We start from the raw sequence: 16,518 nt of genomic DNA, 5'->3' as shown, positions 1-16,518 counted from the left end.
GGGTTTCGCTGTTTGGTGGCACGGGAACGAACTTCGATGTAGTGGCAGGAGAAGGCTACGAAATATGGGTCAGCGCAAATACGACGTGGGTACCAGTTTGAATGCCATATAACACATCAAGAGAAGTGAGGAATGATATATGAGAAAGAAGATAAGTGAGGGGAGAATATAATAAAGAATAGGAGGTAACACAAAGAAGAAAGATGAAAAAGAAAATTGTTTTTGCACTGGTCTTAGTAGCGGCTTTTGTAGCACTAACTGGAGGAGCGGAAGCATCATATTGGATTGGTGGGACCGTTCACAATGCGACAGATGGTACACCAGCAGACGGGCATACCGCGCTTGTATATCTGCTTGGAGACGAAGGTAATGGCGTACAAGGCACGATTGGTCAAACCCTACCTAATAAATATGTGATTGATGCTGAACTAATTCCCGGTTATGCGGCACAGGTTGATGACGTGCTATATGTAAAAGTAATAGACACGGGCGATGGCTACACTGCAGGACCTGTATCTGTAACGATATCAGGCGTCGGTGCGGATGAAGCGCCGGATATGACTCTTCAGATCCCACCACCACCGATCGTCTCGGATCCCGAGGCAATTCCAGGAGAGATAGTTGTCAATACCGAATTTACCGAATTACGGGTGAGGGTGACCACGACATATTTCGATATTGACACCGTTACTATCAATCTCACCCCAATCGGGGGAATGTGGGTACCAATGAATGGTTCGACGTATCGGTTTACGATGTACGCAATGACTAATCTTACGGCAGATACAACTGTTTACAATTGCACGACAAACGCAAGTGTGATTGGGAATTTCAGCCTTACCGTGAACGCCACCGATACCAAGGGCAGTTCTAATACGTCGATAAGTATCCCTCTTACGGTTACAGAGGAACAAGCTGTCACGCTCGACTACATACTCGTCAAAAAGGCGGGCAGCACCGGCAGGAATTGGATTAGCATACCGCTTACCAACGAGATAACCAATGCATCGTCATTGATGGCGGCAATAGGAGGCAGCTGCACCACGGTGAACCGATGGAACCCGGATAACCAAACCTCAGAAGGTTGGCTTTCGATGTTTGGTGGAATAGGGGATGACTTTGATATCGTGCCAGGAGAAGGCTATGAGGTATGGGTTGACGCAGATACAACGTTTAACCTGACTGGCGAACCTGTGGATATTGGTCAAATCGATCTCATCAAAAAGGCGGGCAGCACCGGCAGGAACTGGATTGGACTACCATACGATACAACGATGGCTAATGCATCGTCATTGATGGCGGCAATAGGAGGCAGCTGCACCACGGTGAACCGATGGGACCCAGATAACCAAACCTCAGAAGGTTGGCTTTCGATGTTTGGTGGAATAGGGGATGACTTTGATATCGTGCCAGGAGAAGGCTATGAAGTATGGGTTGATTCAACTACTATATGGGTGCCTGTTTGATCGTGGGCACAAAATTACCAGAGGAGTAACGATGTAATGAAACATAAAGGAGGTGAAAAATAGAAAAAAATGATAAAGAAGAGAACTGTTTTTGTACTGGTTCTTGCAGTGGCCTTTCTGGCACTACTGACAGGAGAAGCATTAGCATCGTATTGGATTGGTGGAACGGTTAACGATGCGGCGGATAGCACACCGGCAGATGGACATACGGTACTTTTATATTACATAGACGAAACTAACAGTACGACGGCTACGATAGGTCAATATCAGGCCAACAAATATGTAGTTGATGCTGAGTTAATCGCAGGTTATGCGGCTACGGTCGATGATGTGCTATACGTAATGGTAATCGACACGGGTGATGGCTACACCGCAGGACCTGTATCTGTAACGATATCAGGCGTCGGTGCGGATGAAGCGCCTACTATGACCCTCCAAGCACCGCCAGCGGCACCTGTGGTCGTGATAAACGAGTTCGTCGCGGACAACACCACGGAATGGGTAGAGCTGTACAACAAAGGCGCAGAGGCGGTTGATCTGACCGGGTGGACACTGGAGGATGAGGTTGGTAACAGCAAATCACTCACAGCGTTGGGAACCATCGCAGTAGGCGATTACGCGGTTTATAGCATTGCAAGTGGGTGGCTGAATAATGGCGGCGATATCATCATACTGAAGAACGATAGCGGTGGGATTATCGATCAGGTCGGATATGGTACTTCTGGCAATGCGCCGGCACCGGACGCGGGTAAATCAACGGGCCGATGTCCGAACGGTGTTGACACCGATGATGACGCGGCAGACTTCACGAAGATGGACACGCCAACACCGGATGCCGAGAATGCATGCCCGATCGACACTACAGCACCGACAACAGCGGTGACCGCGCCTAATTTGCCTGGTGAGCCGAGTCCAATACCGACGGAGCATCAATTGAACTGGACAAATTCGCCGGTGATGCTATCCTTTCTTCGCACTGATGCTAGCGGCGTTGCTTACACTAACTTCTCGACGACGTCGGGCGAAGGAGCGTGGACAACGGTAAACAACACAACCGCTGTCGGTCCGGATGCAGGGCTGGTTTCGGATATCACCGAGCAGACTTTCAAGGTGACGGTAGCTGCAGAGGACGAGACGACGATCTGGTACTACTCGGTGGACAAGAACGAGACGCCAAATGTTGAGACAACGAAGAATTTGACCGTGAGGAAAGACATTGTCAATCCACAGATTATTGCTGTGGACCTTGATCCAACCACGCCCGATCCAAAGGGAGACATACTTGTAACCGTTAATGCCACGGATGCATTGAGTGGTGTCGCAATGGTGACGGCAAATGGCCAGCAACTGACGAAGCAGAACAGTCCGTGGAATGGAACGATAAAGGCCGAATTCTTACCGGGAACGCACGATGTGGAAGTAGTGGTGACCGATAAGGCTGGTAATACGGCAAATGATACGGCACAATATACCGTTCCCGAGGTCTACGGCTTCGAGTTCACCGTTGATGAGAACGCGAAGACGATTGTGCAAGGTGAGACGGCAACATACACCTTAACGGTGACGAACACGGGGAACGTAAATGACACAATCAACATAACAATAGTGTCAGGACCGGGAACGCTGAGTATCAATCCGGAAGTGGCTGTAGCAGTGGGTGAGAGTAAGATGGTTACGTTGTCTGTTAATGGTACCGATGTTACCAATTATGTGACAACGGTGAATGCAACGTCACAGGCCTCAGAGCAGACCGCCAGTGTTACGGTGACGACCACGGTTGTGGCGAAACAGTACGGCGTTACGCTCACACCAGATAAGACCACAGCGATTATCACGGAAGGGCAGACGGTAACGTACACCTTAACGGTGGAGAATACGGGAAATACCGAGGATACAATTAATCTAACAATAGTGTCAGGACCGGGAACGCTGAGTATAAATCCAGAAGTGACGTTAGCGGCGGCTGAAACCAAGGATGTTACATTAACCGTGACCGGTGGCGCTGCAGGAATCTTCGCGACAACAGTAAATGCAACGTCGCAGGGTGATGCAAACAAGACTGCCAGTGTTACGGTGACAACCACGGTTAATAAAAAATCGGGTCCCGTGGGAGGGGTTTCCGGAGGACCAGCACTCGACACCGATGGCGACGGCTACTCTGACATAGTGGAGTGGCTGCAGGGCAGCGACCCAGAAGATCCGTGTGATCCTGATCCGAACTGTGCGGCGTGCGGCAAACCATCAGCAACACCAACCGCAGCACCAACCGCAGCACCAACCGCAGCACCAACCGCAGCACCAACGCCTGTGACAACGCCAGCAGCAACAGCAACACCAACCCCAACGCCTGAAGAGCCAGGTTTCGGAGCAGTGTTCGCAATTGCAGGACTGTTCGCAGTGGCGTACTTGGTACTGAGAAGGAAGCAGTAAAAGCACAAAACGTAAAAAGTAAAAAGGGGCCTTTTTTTTCTCTCCCCTTTTCTGTTATTTTTTTTTTATTCTTTTTCTGTTTGTAGGTTACAATAACTTCACTGTCTGAGTGAGGTGGCTTTCCTTACGTTTCGAGAAGTATCTATTGTCAGATCATCTTTTCGATTCGATCCAACCCTTCTACGATGTCTTCCATAGACGCTGCGAATGAGAACCGCACGTAATCTTTACCTGCGCTTCCGAATGCCGAGCCCGGTGTAACAACGATATACGCCTCTTGTAGCAACCGCTCAGTGAACGCCACATCGTCGCCATGATCTGAGGTATTAACAAACGCATAAAAAGCGCCTTCGGGGTTGACGCAGTGCAGCCCCATAGCGTTCAGCCGCTTCACAATTACCTCCCTGCGCCGTTTGAACTCCGTGACCATTTCAGCCACGCAATCTTGCGACCCGCGAAGCGCAGCTAACGCGGCATATTGCGATATGGACGATGCACAGCTTACCGAATGCTGTTGGATCTTCAGCATCCCTTTCAGTATCTCAGGGGGCGCAACAGCATACCCGATTCGCCAGCCAGTCATGGCATACGTCTTCGAGAAGCCGTTGATGATTATTGTTCGCTCCTGCATGTCGCCAAGCGAAGCGATGCTCGTATGCCTTCGTCCATAGAGGATCTTCTCGTAGATCTCGTCAGAGAGCACGAGTAGGTTGTGCTCGACCGCGAAGTCGGCGACCACTTTCAATTCGTGATCGCTAAGAACATATCCCGCGGGATTGTTTGGACTGTTTATCACCAGCAGTTTCGTTTTGTCCGATATTGCGGATCCCAGCGCTTCGTATGTCAACGCTTCTTCTAACCGCTTCACCCAGCGTGGCTGCCCGCCTGCCAGTTTCACCGCGGCTTCAAAGGTAACCCAGCTCGGGTCGAGCAAGAGCACCTCATTGCCCTCATCCAAAAGGCTCATCATCACTTCATAAATCGCCTGTTTGCCGCCCGGCGTTACGATTACCTTCTCTACGCTCGCCTCGACCTTGTTCTCCTCGCGTATCTTCTTCGCGATCTCTTCCCGTAACTCGGTGATGCCTGCGCTGCTCGTATAGTGCGTGTAGCCAAGGTCCATGGCCTGCTTCGCTGCGTCAGATATGTGCTCCGGGGTTCTGAAGTCAGGCTCACCGAGGGTGAAGTTCAGTACCGCCTTCCCCTCCGCCCGTAATTGCTCTGCTAACTGCCCCATTTTTATCGTTGCTGATTCCGCTATTCTATCCACTCTTTTTGATAGCATGCATCTTACACCATCCATCTATCTGTCCATCCATCACGCCGTAAAGACACGCGCTTATCAGGTTTAAATAATTTCATCAACTTATACTTTACTGCGTGGCGTTGCGTGACTTGACTTGACTTGACTTGGCTTGGCTTGGTTTGGTGTGACTTTGTTACCCTCCCGATCGGAGACACCCTCCAAGTAAACGTGCGCACTAAAATAGCTGGTGCCGTGTTATTCGATCAACATCAGAAGACGACTGGCCAAAGTGGATTCGGCGTAACATTTAGTCAGATAGAGGAATCCGGCAAAAACCGCTCCTCTATCGACCGTGCATGCGCTTCCATGCCTTCTGCCCTGCACGACCGCACGATGACGTCCTTTATCTTCTCTAAACCGCCCTTATCCAGCCATTGTAAGGTGATTCGATGCATAAAGTGGTCGACGTCAAGCCCGGAGAAGAGCTTCGCGTAGCCTGCAGTTGGCAGCACATGATTCGCACCGGTTGCGTAATCACCGGCCGCTACTGGCGCATAATTGCCGATGAACACAGATCCTGCATTCTTGATGCGCTTCAGAACGTCCATTGGCGTCCGCACTATTAGTTCTAGATGCTCTGGTGCATACTCGTTTGAAAATTCGATGCACTCTTCCATGCTCGCACCGACCATTATCCAATATTGCGATCTGCTGCGCGTTTCGTCGGCGGTATCCGCGGCGATTTCGCGCTCCACGTCTGCAGCCAAGCGTGCGGAGTCTGTAAGAAGAACTGCCTGTGACTTCTCGCCGTGCTCCGCTTGTGCACGCATATCCGAGGCAATAAACGAAGGGTTCGCCGTTTCGTCGGCGATGATCAACACCTCCGACGGCCCCGCGGGGAAATCAATTTCAACACCTTCTTCGCGTGCGGCCATCTTTGCTGCGGTTACGTACACGTTCCCGGGTCCCACTATCTTCTGCACCTTCGGAATCGTTTCAGTACCAAAAGCGAGCGCGGCAATCGCCTGAGCGCCGCCAACCTTACAGATCTTCGTCGCACCGGCGATCTTCGCAGCTACCAACGTTAGCGGATCTGCGTTCCCGTCCTTTCCCGGAGGTGTGCAAACCACAATCTCACGTACGCCGGCGATCTTCGCGGGAATTACGCACATTAACGCGCTGCTGAAATACGAGCCCGGGACATACGCGCCGACCACGTCAAACGGCACGTACATCTCACCGAGGAAGAGGCCCTCTTTAAATTCCTCTAACCATGCGCGCTTCTTCTGCCGGTAATGGAAATTTTGTATCGCCGTTGCCGCCTCTTCGATACACCGTACCATCTCGTCATCGACGCGCTCTTTTGCGGCTTCGAGTTCGTCCGGCTTCACTTCTATCTCTGTCAGGGTTACGCGGTCGAACGTTTCGGTATAGTCCAACAGTGCCGCATCCCCGCGGCTCTTCACCGTAGCGATTATCTCCTTTGCAAGTGGCATAACAGCCGCTAAGTCGAATATGCGACTGTGCAATTCCTTGCTCTCACGCACTTCCTTTATCGCTCTTATCATTTTCCGTTCAACGACGTACAAGAAGCGTTTAAAATTTATATAGGTGCTTTATCTATTCTATCCTATTCGACTCTGAACTAAATAAAAAACGAAGTGGTGGTAATTAAAGATGACCGATTCGACGGAAGATACGGACGAAGGTATTAGCGTTACTGTACCGATTCCTGAAGGGGTGACTGTCACGCTAACGGGAAAGGCGGTTATTAAGGTGGAAGGCCCGAAAGGGGCGATAGAGCGAGAATTGTGGTACCCCGGCGTGCGGTTCCAAATAGAGCAAAAGGCTGATGAGGGCAACGCGGTTGTTATACACTGTGGCACGTCAAGGAAGAAGATGCAAGCCATTGTGGGGACGTACGCATCACACATTAGGAATATGATTACCGGTGTGACGGAAGGCTTTTTCTATAAGTTGGCGGTTGTACACGCGCATTTTCCCATGCAGATCGCGCTGACAAAGGAGGGCGACGCCCTTTCCGTCTCGAACTTCTTGGGTGAACGGAAGCCGCGGATGGCGAAGATTGTGGAAGGCGTGAAAGTGGAACTGAAAGGCAGAGAGATCGTGGTTTCCGGCATTAACAAGGAGGCGGTGGGGCAGACTGCGGCAGACATAGAGCAGACGACGAGGATAAGAGGGTATGACCCGCGCGTCTTTCAGGATGGTATCTATTTGGTGGAGAAAGGCGTTGGTATGGGTACATAGCTTTGGTAGTTCCCTGTCCAACAGGATTAAACCGAATCTGCGTGTCTCTCGCCTCGCTCGTCGCGGAGTAGAATAGAATAGAAATTAAATACTAATACCTGCTCGTATTATATCTTAGTGGTAGAGTGAGTGGAGTATGCCGGAGATAATAGAAGGGGTAAGCCCCACGAGGATGGAATTGTTGTACCTGCGTAGAAGGGTGAAATTAGCGGAGAAGGGGCACGATTTGCTACGAGAGAAGCGGGATGCGCTGATTGCTGAGTTCCTGGATGTCGTGGGCGAGGTACGGGGTGCCCGGAAGGAAGCGGAAGAGAAGTTACAGGAGGCTTTTAATTATTTGATACTCGCACAGGCGCGGTTAGGCGTGGATGAAGTGCGGCAATTATCGCTGATGACGCCGCAGGAGATCTCACTGGAGTTTTCGTCACGAAGTATTATGGGCGTGAGTGTGCCCATCTTGGAATTGAAGAGCGAGTTAGCGCGGAACGTTACGGATCGCGGCTACGGCTTTGTGGATTCCTCTGCCGCGGTGGACAAATGTGCGCGCAGTTTCGAAGAGGCGTTGGAGAAGATAATCAAGCTCGCGGAGCTCGAGGAAGCGGTGCGGAATCTTGCAGGCGAGGTGGAGAAGACGAAACGGCGTGTCAATGCGCTTGAATACGTCATGATCCCGCGCTTGAAAACGACGCGGAAATACATCCAGATGCGATTGGAAGAGATGGAACGCGAGAATTTCACGCGCTTGAAGAAGATCAAGATGGTGCTGGAAAGGAAGGACTAATTTCTAAATCAAGAACTAACCTCTTTACTCGTACTGAATTCTGGACATCCTTCGACTAGATTATGCGATCGTTTAGAGCATTGCCAGAACTTGCTGACATTTTTCATCAACTAATTCATAAAAACGATTTAGTTCAGAAATAGCAGATTCTTTCGAGGCATCATGAGTTTCATCCCTAGGATCAAGGAGTAAACTAGTTGAGGGGTCCTCACTTGGTGAGCCACAAGAAACCGTAAAACAAAAGGGGTTATTTCCATGGTGACAAACTCGGTTCCTATATACCACAATCCTATAGTGACAACCCTCTTCGGAATACGGATCTGAAGGTAACGGCTGTCTAGAAGTTGGTGGATGCAGGTTCTCTAATATGGTCTTTATTGGATCATTTGGGTCTTTTTTATTCAGCTCAACACAAACTCGGTTTATTGTCACTTTCTCCGTATCGATTCCGAGACTCTTTGAAGTATTGACTACCTGTGCAAGGAACTCCGTAGCACCCAATAAGTGGAAGAAGAACTCCTGGATCAACTGCTGTCTTTCTTTAGGATCAGCTCCTCCAAGATCTTCACCATCTCTTGTTAACTCTTCTAGGTCTTTCAACCGTCTCCAGGCAAACGATAATCGATCATTTACGGCGTCGAGAGAACTCATCTGTTCTTTCTAAAAATCAGTCATAACCCTGAACTGATCCACCTCTTCGACACCCATCCGCTGCAGGAACGCTCGCGCTGCTCCGTTCACATCCTTTGCCGCGGTAATCGCGCGACCAACCACGAGAATATCCGCCCCGGATTCAAGAGCTTTTTCTACCTTGTCCACACGTATGCCGCCGGCGACCGCAACGAGTACGTTGTTCCCACACACGCGGCGTATCTCACCGATATCGCCCCATGCACTCTCCTGTGCCTGTTCCACATCGATTGCTCGATGCAATTCCACAATGTTCGGCTTCACCGTGAGCTTCTCGAGTACCGCCACCGGGTCTTGCACGTTCAGTGTGTCCATCAGCGAGAGCGCGCCAACTTTCTTGCACTCATCGATAAACTTCTCCATCGTTTTCACGGGCGCTAATCCCGAAAACGCGATCACGTCGGCGGTTGCATCGCCAGCCATCCGCGCTTCTAAGTTGCCCGTGTCCAATGTCTTGAGATCAGCAAGCACAACCGTCTCGGGCCTCAACTGATGGATCTTCTGCACCACTTCAACGCCATACCGCTTGATGAGCGGTGTGCCCGCCTCGATTATGATTGCGTCACTTCTGGGTAAGGCCCTGATAATCCCTTCTACCCGCCTCCAGTCTGGAATGTCCAGTGCAACCTCCAGATAGGGCGGTTTTTTAAGATTATTTATCCTGAATCCTATCATAGCATGTATTGATTTATCTTTCTCTTCTAAAACTTTATCGATATCCGGGAACTTCTGAATCGCTCGTGAGAGTGCGAGCTTTGTCGCGGCATAGTTGTATCGATAGATCCGCTGATAATCCTTGCCTCGGGGATGGATGAAGACGGAAACGATAACCACGAGGTCTTCCACCTGCGCTTTCGGTATAATGCCTTCTTCCACTGCGTCCGCAACGGCCTTGGCAACTGCACTTTGAGCAGGTCCAAACATCTTCTCCGCATCTGCGAGGTTTCGTATGCTCACCTTCGGTACGATCAGCGTCGCTGGTTTGGTCGGAAGATTAGGTCGGATGACGCCAAGGATCGGCGTGTGTGCTTGTCGAGGCTGGGCAAGCGCAGAGGCAAATGCTGCGCCCACAGCAGATCTCTTACTGCCTATAATCAGATCAATATGCGCTATTTCTGGCTCTTCTCCCATAAGAGCCTCGCCCACCAGGAACTCCTCCTCGTTAATCATAGATATCTATTTTGTACTCGTAACCCCGTGCCGTCGCGAAATTGACCAGCTCGCTGTTCTCGTGCCATATCCGTATGTGGAGAAACCCGCCCCGCTCATCCAAACCCATAATCTCCCGTACAAACGTGGGAAAATCTGGAGGAAGGGTTTTATTCGCCCGTATCAGATAATCCAGATAATCCTTAAGCAACGTTATCCTCCCTTCCTTTCCCTTCTCCTTTAATTTTATCTTCAGTTTCTTATGAAACACGCTCTCCTCGTCGTTAAGTTCCTCTTCGTTGCCTTCTTCTTCACTCACTTTGACCACCGATTTTGTTCTTTTTTCCTATTTTGTTCAATGCTACCCGCACTTTAGGAAGCAGTTGATATTCAAGCTCTAATTGATGGAAACCGGGCCGGGGGCCGCCTTTCCTCGTTGCTCTACAGATTCGTGCGTCTCCGATAGGGAACCCGCGCGGCTTTGAAAAGATTCCGTTCGGATCCATCTTCCTCACCTCTTCCGCGATCTCACGTACCCTCGTTGCTTCGCCTTCCAGTAACGCGCCGTAACAGGTCTCTTTTACCCGGACACCGGTGTCGGTCAGGCTTGTATCCTCACTGAGGATCGACAGGATCTTGCTCTTCAACTGTCCGGGCGTTATCTCAGAATCCGGCGCGATCAAAATCACCCTCGTCTCGATCTTCATCTTTCTTCCTCTTTGTTCACCTTTGTACCTACTCTTCCCTTGACCAAGCGCTTCTTCTCGTTTTAAGAAGTGAGTATGATGGGCCCGCGGAGATTTGAACTCCGGACCTCTCGGTTATCAGCCGAGCGCTCCAACCAGGCTAAGCTACGAGCCCCACGCCTTCCGAGCACTATCTCTTTCTACAATCTTATACTATCGTGAACCTTATAACTTTTACCTTTAAGATATCGTATCCTTTTGCTTACTAGGGTGAGCGAGCAAAGCGATGTATGTCAAAGAATACAACTCGGCGTCCGGGCTGCTGGTAGCAGTATGCGACAGGGATTTGCTGGGGAAGAGCTTTGAAGAAGGAGAACTCTCTCTGAAAATCTCTGAACGATTTTACAAAGGCGAAGAAGCGACGGAAGGTGAAGTAATCACGTCGTTACAGCGTGCGACAATAGCGAATTTAGTGGGTAACCGCACGATAAAATGCGCCGTCGACAACGATTTTATCGACGAAGCCTGTGTGATTTTTGTTGATGGCGTACCGCATGCTCAGATGGTGAAACTCTGAAAAGAAAACGATAAGAAAAGCGAGAACGAAGGTACGTGCGTGCGCATACTTATTCGCTCGATTCCTCTTTCATCATCACCGCTAGGAATCGCTTTGTCACCGCATCTTCGACAAGTTGCATAATGGTCTCTTTGTCCTTGAGCCCGCTGAAGATGCCGAGCGGTATCTGCGCAGCAGCCATCGAGGCGTGGCCACCCGCGGAGCCGATATCCCCGAACGCGCGTGCAAAAGCATCGCCTATATTCACCCGGATGTCCTTGCTCCGCCCGGAAATGAATGCCTTATCCTCGTAGAGTCCTATTACGACCACCGTCGCGATTCCTTCCAGATTGAGCAGATAATCAGCTGCTTGAGGGATAGCGTCACGATTCGCCACCATGCCTGCATTCGTGATTAAGTAGCTCCCCTTTATCTTCTTGTTTAAGATCGCATCGCCGACGACGTTTAACATCTCTGTGGACATAGGCGGCGTTTCTATCTGGTCTAGGAGGTCTTTATCAGCCTTTACATGGAGGAACGCTGCGGCGGAGAAATCTGCGGGGTTTGTCTCGCGCTTGAAGCCACTGGTATCCGTTCTTATTCCATGCAAAAGCGCCGTCGCCAGCACCTTATCCACGGGTACTTCCAATTCCCGCAGATATTCTGTCAGTATCGTGGACGTTGCACCGGTATCTGGTCTGATATCGAAAAAATCGGCGTTTACCTTCCCTTTGTTATTCGCGGTATGATGGTCTATGATGATGTCTATATTACCCTCTGGTGGCAAGGGATTATTCATACCAGGAACACTGGCGTCTATAAGCGCCAACTTACTGTAGCCTTTCAAATCGTCCTCGCGCTCTATCCGGACCATCTCTATCCCTAAGATATTCACGAAAGCGCGATTCACATGATGTCCTATCTCCCCGCGGTACGTTATATCCGCAGATACACCTACGTGCTTTGCTATGTGTTTGAGTGCAAGAGCGGAAGCTATTGCGTCAGGATCAGGGCTGTCGTGAACCACAATACCCAATCGCTCTTCTTCGTGCTCTTTTAGCTCCTCTATCATTGTAACCAATTGTTTTGCTTTCATCCGTGACTTTACGCTCTCTAAATCCCCTATTGCAGTTTTTGCGGTTATATCCGGGATGGAGAGGACCACATCAACGCCTAACTCCTTCAAATCCTCTTTATCTGTAGGGTCGACCGCACGCACGACTACACGAGCCTGAGGGGCATCTTTCTTCACATTCTTCAGTGCTTGCTTGTTCCCGGTGCAGTCGTTACTTACGATAAAAAACGCTTCCGCAACTCCTTCGCTTAGGACCTTTCGCGTCACTTCAGGGTCGTTTATATCTCCGACAAACGCAATGAACCCTTCGTCCTTGAGTAATTCCACCTTCTTCTCATCGATGTCCACGATAAGCACATCCAAACCCTTCCCTCGCAACTCCTTTGCTATCGCATAGCCGATTCGTCCACAGCCGAAGATCACTTGCAACACCCTGTCTTTTCCTCTCATATCTACTTTTTCTAATTCTATGCCTTTCTCTTTCCCCTTCTCTTCGCTTTTGCTTTTTTGTTTCGTCTTGCGCTTGGGTGATCTTTTCTCAGCGGTCATCTATCTTTCTACACTACTCTCTTTTGAGATGCATCTTTTATATCTTCGTAAAGACCATTTACATTGATTAATCTTTCTGTTTTCACGGACGCGAGCAATGAAGTATAGCAACTGGGAGCCGATCTATAGGGAGATCCTGAAGGATTTTGGTTTTGACAGAGCGAAGGATGAAGAAGCGGCGAGGGTGGCTTCTGAGCTGATGACGTCGAGGAAAACGAGTGCGGAGAACATCGTAAGAGAGGAAATAGAAGCGCTTATAAGAGGAAAACGAGTGCTCATCTGCGGCAATGCTCCTTGCCTGGAACGCGAACTAAGGGCTAAGGAGAGCGAGTTTGAGGGCTCGTTCTTGGCTCGTGATTTTGTGGTGATAGCGGCGGATGGTGCCACTTCCGTTCTCCTGCGCAATGCTATCATACCGGACATCGTATGCACCGACCTTGACGGCACGATTCCGGATATTATTACCGCAAACCGGCTTGGCTCGATACTCGTGGTGCACGCGCACGGGGATAATATCCCCATGCTGAAGAAGGTGCTGCCCGCATTAACCGAGAACGTGCTCTGCACAACGCAAAGTAAGCCACTGCATAACGTGTACAACTTCGGTGGGTTCACCGATGGCGATCGGTGTGTGTTCCTGGCGAAGGAATGTGGTGCGCGTAGTATCGAACTGATCGGGTTCGATTTCGAGGATGAGCAGGTAACTGCACGGAAGAAGAAGAAGCTGACGTGGGCGAAGCGGTTGATTGGTGAGATTTTGTAAGCATGCCTTGCATCCCATTCCTATACTATGGCCTTCTGGTTCTCCAAAGTTCCAAAAAGGCACAACGTAAACGAACTAGAAAAAAAGAAAGGAAAAAGGTTGGATTTCTGTTTGAGTAAGCTTATGCACTCTCTAAGGCGTTTTTTGCAGCGTCTACTGTTACGTCCTCCAATTGCGCAAGTGACGGGTCGAAGCACCGTTCCATATTTCGGAGTTCCGCTGCGGTCATACCCGTGCGGATGGCAACGGCAAATTCGTTCACTCGTTCGGCAACCGTGGCTTCACCGACCATCTGCGCGCCTATCAATTTCTTGGTGAATGCATCGAAGATCAGTTTCAGGGTCAGCGATGTCGCACCGGGGAAGTAGCGCGCCTTGATGAGCTTCGTGGCCTTACCACTGATTGTTTTTATTCCTGCACGGTTTGCGGCATCGGTAGTCACACCCACGGAGCCCATCAGGAGACCGCCACCGATGTCCGCTACGGTTGGACTGATACAGTATTCATAGGAGGAATACAAACTCGGGAGGTCTTGGATATCGCTGAGTATGTTGTCAGCGATGACTCGCGCCTGAACGACCGCTGTGGAGGCCATTTGATTCAGTTTCGAGCGATAGGTGATGCCGTCAACAACCTCTGCACAGTCACCAAGGGCGTACACAGTGTCCAACGTGTGTCTTCCTCTCTTCACATGCATCGACCGATCAGTAACGATTCCGCCGGTTTCCCCTATCGCGATTCCCGTGTCCTTTGTGAGGTCTGTTTCAGGGACCATCCATTTCCCAATGATCACAATCTCTGCTGGGATTTCCTCTTTCTCCTCGGCCGTCTCGCCGATCACCACCGATTTCACCCAGCCTTCTTTTCCTCGTATCGCGGTTATCTCTCGCCGATCAAGAATAAACCGCATACCTTCTTTCTCCAGTCGCTCTTTGACAAGGTCGCCCATATCGGGATCCAAGCTCGAAGGCAGCAATGAAGGTGGTCCGCCAAGAATAGTGGTTTTGATGCCTCGTTCGGCAAACGCAACTGCCGATTGCAAGCCTATAATGCCACGACCGCGAACAAACGCGTTTTTTACCTCTCTTGCGTTCAGAGTCTCTTCTATTAGACACGCGTCATCTTCGTTATTAAACGTAAAAACGCCGTCAAGTGTCGTCTCTTTCACCGATTGTTTCCTTCCCGTCGCTATGACGAGGTAATCGTAGTTGAGCTTGTCTCCCGTCTTCAGTACCACGTTTTTCTCCTCCAGATTGATTTTCGTCACATCGCTATCAGCTTTGAAATCAACGCCTTGTTCGAGGTAAAACTGTGGTTTCTGTATCTCCGTCCTCTCGAGTTCATACCACCCACGTAACGCGAACGGCAATCCACAAGTGGAGACCCAGCCGCTTTTCTCTCGCTTTATAAGCGTGATGTGCAGTCCTTCTTCCACGTCGTCCTTCTTCGCAAATAAGTTCCGCAAGACGAATATCCCGGCGACCCCACCACCGACAATAACAATCTCTTTCGTCATTTTCTCCTTCTCCTTCTTTTCTTAATGACAAACAAAGGATATGAACTGAATGTATAAATATTTGCCGGTTTTTCATGGTTTTACCCCTCATGAGCGTTTGCACCTGAAGTCCATCAATTTTTCGACTTTAAGAGTAAAATCCATATAGCAGTAAGTTTAAATACTTAAAAAATATTTCATGTATTATGCTCAGCGATTGTATAGTTGCTGCAGATTCTGGAATAATCCGGAGGGGCAAATTTGTTAATCTTACGGGGGTCGCAGTAGAAATCAAAGGGCAATCAGAATTTAGAAGGCACTATTTTGAAATCATAAAGAATTTTTATGAAGAGTATAACATAAATCTGCCTCGATTCGTTTTAAAAACTGAAGATATCATAAAACTAATACCGTCATACGACCTACATGAAGCACACGTAGGATTAACAGAACGTTTATTAAAAATTGAAAATGTTACGCGGATTTACGTAACAGATACCTTCTTGTTTGATAAAGTAGACACTATTAAAGGTCAAATAGACGGACTTGATTTTCTAGAAAAAACGCTACATAATTATTATCCTATTATACCTGTTTGGAGATATTATTGGAATTATCTCGATACTACAGGACATGTCGCTTTAGATGGAATATCGGGAAAGATAACCAAGGCATGGAAATTCATAGGAAAAAAAGCTGAGAAGATAAATATAGTCCCCTACGGAGATCTAACCTATCCTTGCATCTCTTTATGTGACCTCATTTGCGGATATCTTGGAAAAACAGTTCATCATTTTGACGCTAAAGAAATATTCGAACAGCTAAAAGATAGGACACCAGCATTTGTCAAGACAGAATTCGTAGGAGATGCGGAGATCGAATATTTGGCTTCTGACTATCCTCATTCCTTAAAAACAGAACGGCACTTCCCCCATCCACTTATTCTTATCCATAAATCTAAGGAGGTAGACAATAAGATTATTAGGGAGACTGATTTCTTTCAATCACTTTTAAATTTTGCGGGAAAAGAGGGCGGATCGGTATCCTTTGAAGATCTTGTAAACCAACAGATTGCCTTACAGAAGGGGGATTGTATAATATGCTTGGATGAAGAAGGATATTCAAAAATGAAGTTTGTAGAGCGGCTAAATCCTTCCAGAGAAATCAAGGTTTTAAGCGTTGAAGAAGCGTACAAATTGATGGACGAGAAAAATAAACAAACGACTTTATAATCCATATAAAAAAATATTGAAGGAGATTAACCCCCGTGGGGACCAATCTCAATTATTTATAATGTTAACAGCGCATATAAAAGCTTTTCGGTTTTCTTCAAGGGAGAAAAGTATTATCAATCAAAAAAATAG

The 16,518-nt window shown here is 48.9% G+C and carries 15 protein-coding genes and 1 tRNA gene; 7 read left to right on the top strand and 9 right to left on the bottom strand.

Annotation, left to right across the window (positions count from 1 at the left end):
* Positions 1-203: 203 nt before the first annotated feature.
* Positions 204-1,466 (top strand): hypothetical protein, encoded by a 1,263-nt coding sequence (locus JW878_09990; GenBank protein ID MBN1763383.1) that lies wholly within the window; start codon positions 204-206, stop codon positions 1,464-1,466.
* Positions 1,467-1,535: 69 nt separating this feature from the next.
* On the top strand, positions 1,536-3,896 hold the full coding sequence (locus JW878_09985) for a lamin tail domain-containing protein (protein ID MBN1763382.1): 2,361 nt from the start codon (positions 1,536-1,538) through the stop codon (positions 3,894-3,896).
* 148 nt (positions 3,897-4,044) lie between these two features.
* On the opposite strand, the gene JW878_09980 is transcribed toward JW878_09985, so the two are convergent.
* Both JW878_09980 and hisD read right to left on the bottom strand, forming a co-directional pair.
* Positions 4,045-5,181 carry a pyridoxal phosphate-dependent aminotransferase gene (locus JW878_09980; protein ID MBN1763381.1) on the bottom strand — a complete coding sequence of 379 codons (1,137 nt, stop codon included), beginning with the start codon at positions 5,179-5,181 and terminating at the stop codon, positions 4,045-4,047.
* A gap of 272 nt (positions 5,182-5,453) precedes the next feature.
* Complete coding sequence (hisD, locus tag JW878_09975; protein MBN1763380.1) at positions 5,454-6,710, bottom strand: histidinol dehydrogenase; 1,257 nt, start codon at positions 6,708-6,710, stop codon at positions 5,454-5,456.
* 109 nt (positions 6,711-6,819) lie between these two features.
* Here hisD and JW878_09970 point away from each other — a divergent pair, with 109 nt between their 5' ends.
* Positions 6,820-7,410, top strand: coding sequence for a 50S ribosomal protein L6 (locus JW878_09970; GenBank protein MBN1763379.1), 591 nt, complete (start codon positions 6,820-6,822; stop codon positions 7,408-7,410).
* Between the two features lie 136 nt (positions 7,411-7,546).
* Positions 7,547-8,191, top strand: coding sequence for a V-type ATP synthase subunit D (locus JW878_09965; protein MBN1763378.1), 645 nt, complete (start codon positions 7,547-7,549; stop codon positions 8,189-8,191).
* Between the two features lie 72 nt (positions 8,192-8,263).
* On the opposite strand, the gene JW878_09960 is transcribed toward JW878_09965, so the two are convergent.
* The 5 genes from JW878_09960 to JW878_09940 all read right to left on the bottom strand — a co-directional run bounded on the left by JW878_09960 (position 8,264) and on the right by JW878_09940 (position 10,891).
* Positions 8,264-8,791, bottom strand: coding sequence for a hypothetical protein (locus tag JW878_09960; protein ID MBN1763377.1), 528 nt, complete (start codon positions 8,789-8,791; stop codon positions 8,264-8,266).
* 60 nt (positions 8,792-8,851) lie between these two features.
* Positions 8,852-10,051 (bottom strand): bifunctional 5,6,7,8-tetrahydromethanopterin hydro-lyase/3-hexulose-6-phosphate synthase, encoded by a 1,200-nt coding sequence (locus JW878_09955; GenBank protein MBN1763376.1) that lies wholly within the window; start codon positions 10,049-10,051, stop codon positions 8,852-8,854.
* Entirely contained in the window at positions 10,044-10,349 is a 306-nt protein-coding gene (locus JW878_09950) for a hypothetical protein (protein ID MBN1763375.1), read from the bottom strand. Before JW878_09950 ends, JW878_09955 begins: the two co-directional genes overlap by 8 nt.
* Positions 10,342-10,737: a methanogenesis marker protein 6 gene (locus JW878_09945; protein MBN1763374.1), complete on the bottom strand. Its 396-nt coding sequence runs from the start codon at positions 10,735-10,737 to the stop codon at positions 10,342-10,344. Before JW878_09945 ends, JW878_09950 begins: the two co-directional genes overlap by 8 nt.
* 79 nt (positions 10,738-10,816) lie before the next feature.
* Positions 10,817-10,891: transfer RNA gene (locus JW878_09940), tRNA-Ile, on the bottom strand.
* A 111-nt stretch (positions 10,892-11,002) separates the two neighbouring features.
* Between JW878_09940 and JW878_09935 the strand changes: the two genes are divergently transcribed.
* On the top strand, positions 11,003-11,293 hold the full coding sequence (locus JW878_09935) for a DUF424 family protein (GenBank protein ID MBN1763373.1): 291 nt from the start codon (positions 11,003-11,005) through the stop codon (positions 11,291-11,293).
* A 49-nt stretch (positions 11,294-11,342) separates the two neighbouring features.
* On the opposite strand, the gene JW878_09930 is transcribed toward JW878_09935, so the two are convergent.
* Positions 11,343-12,776 (bottom strand): NAD-binding protein, encoded by a 1,434-nt coding sequence (locus tag JW878_09930; protein MBN1763372.1) that lies wholly within the window; start codon positions 12,774-12,776, stop codon positions 11,343-11,345.
* 217 nt (positions 12,777-12,993) lie between these two features.
* Between JW878_09930 and JW878_09925 the strand changes: the two genes are divergently transcribed.
* Entirely contained in the window at positions 12,994-13,659 is a 666-nt protein-coding gene (locus JW878_09925) for a DUF115 domain-containing protein (GenBank protein ID MBN1763371.1), read from the top strand.
* 121 nt (positions 13,660-13,780) lie between these two features.
* Here JW878_09925 and JW878_09920 read toward each other — a convergent pair whose 3' ends face one another.
* A complete protein-coding gene (locus JW878_09920; protein ID MBN1763370.1) occupies positions 13,781-15,175 on the bottom strand; it encodes an FAD-dependent oxidoreductase in 1,395 nt (464 codons plus the stop codon).
* Between the two features lie 185 nt (positions 15,176-15,360).
* On the opposite strand from JW878_09920, the gene JW878_09915 reads away from it, so the two are divergent.
* Positions 15,361-16,386 carry a hypothetical protein gene (locus JW878_09915; GenBank protein ID MBN1763369.1) on the top strand — a complete coding sequence of 342 codons (1,026 nt, stop codon included), beginning with the start codon at positions 15,361-15,363 and terminating at the stop codon, positions 16,384-16,386.
* The last annotated feature ends 132 nt before the right edge of the window (positions 16,387-16,518 follow it).

This window comes from Methanomicrobia archaeon (assembly GCA_016930255.1).
In the GTDB taxonomy this organism is placed as follows: domain Archaea; phylum Halobacteriota; class Syntropharchaeia; order Alkanophagales; family Methanospirareceae; genus JACGMN01.
Note: the sequence above shows the minus strand (reverse complement) of the source record. Positions and strands in the feature narration are given on the sequence as shown.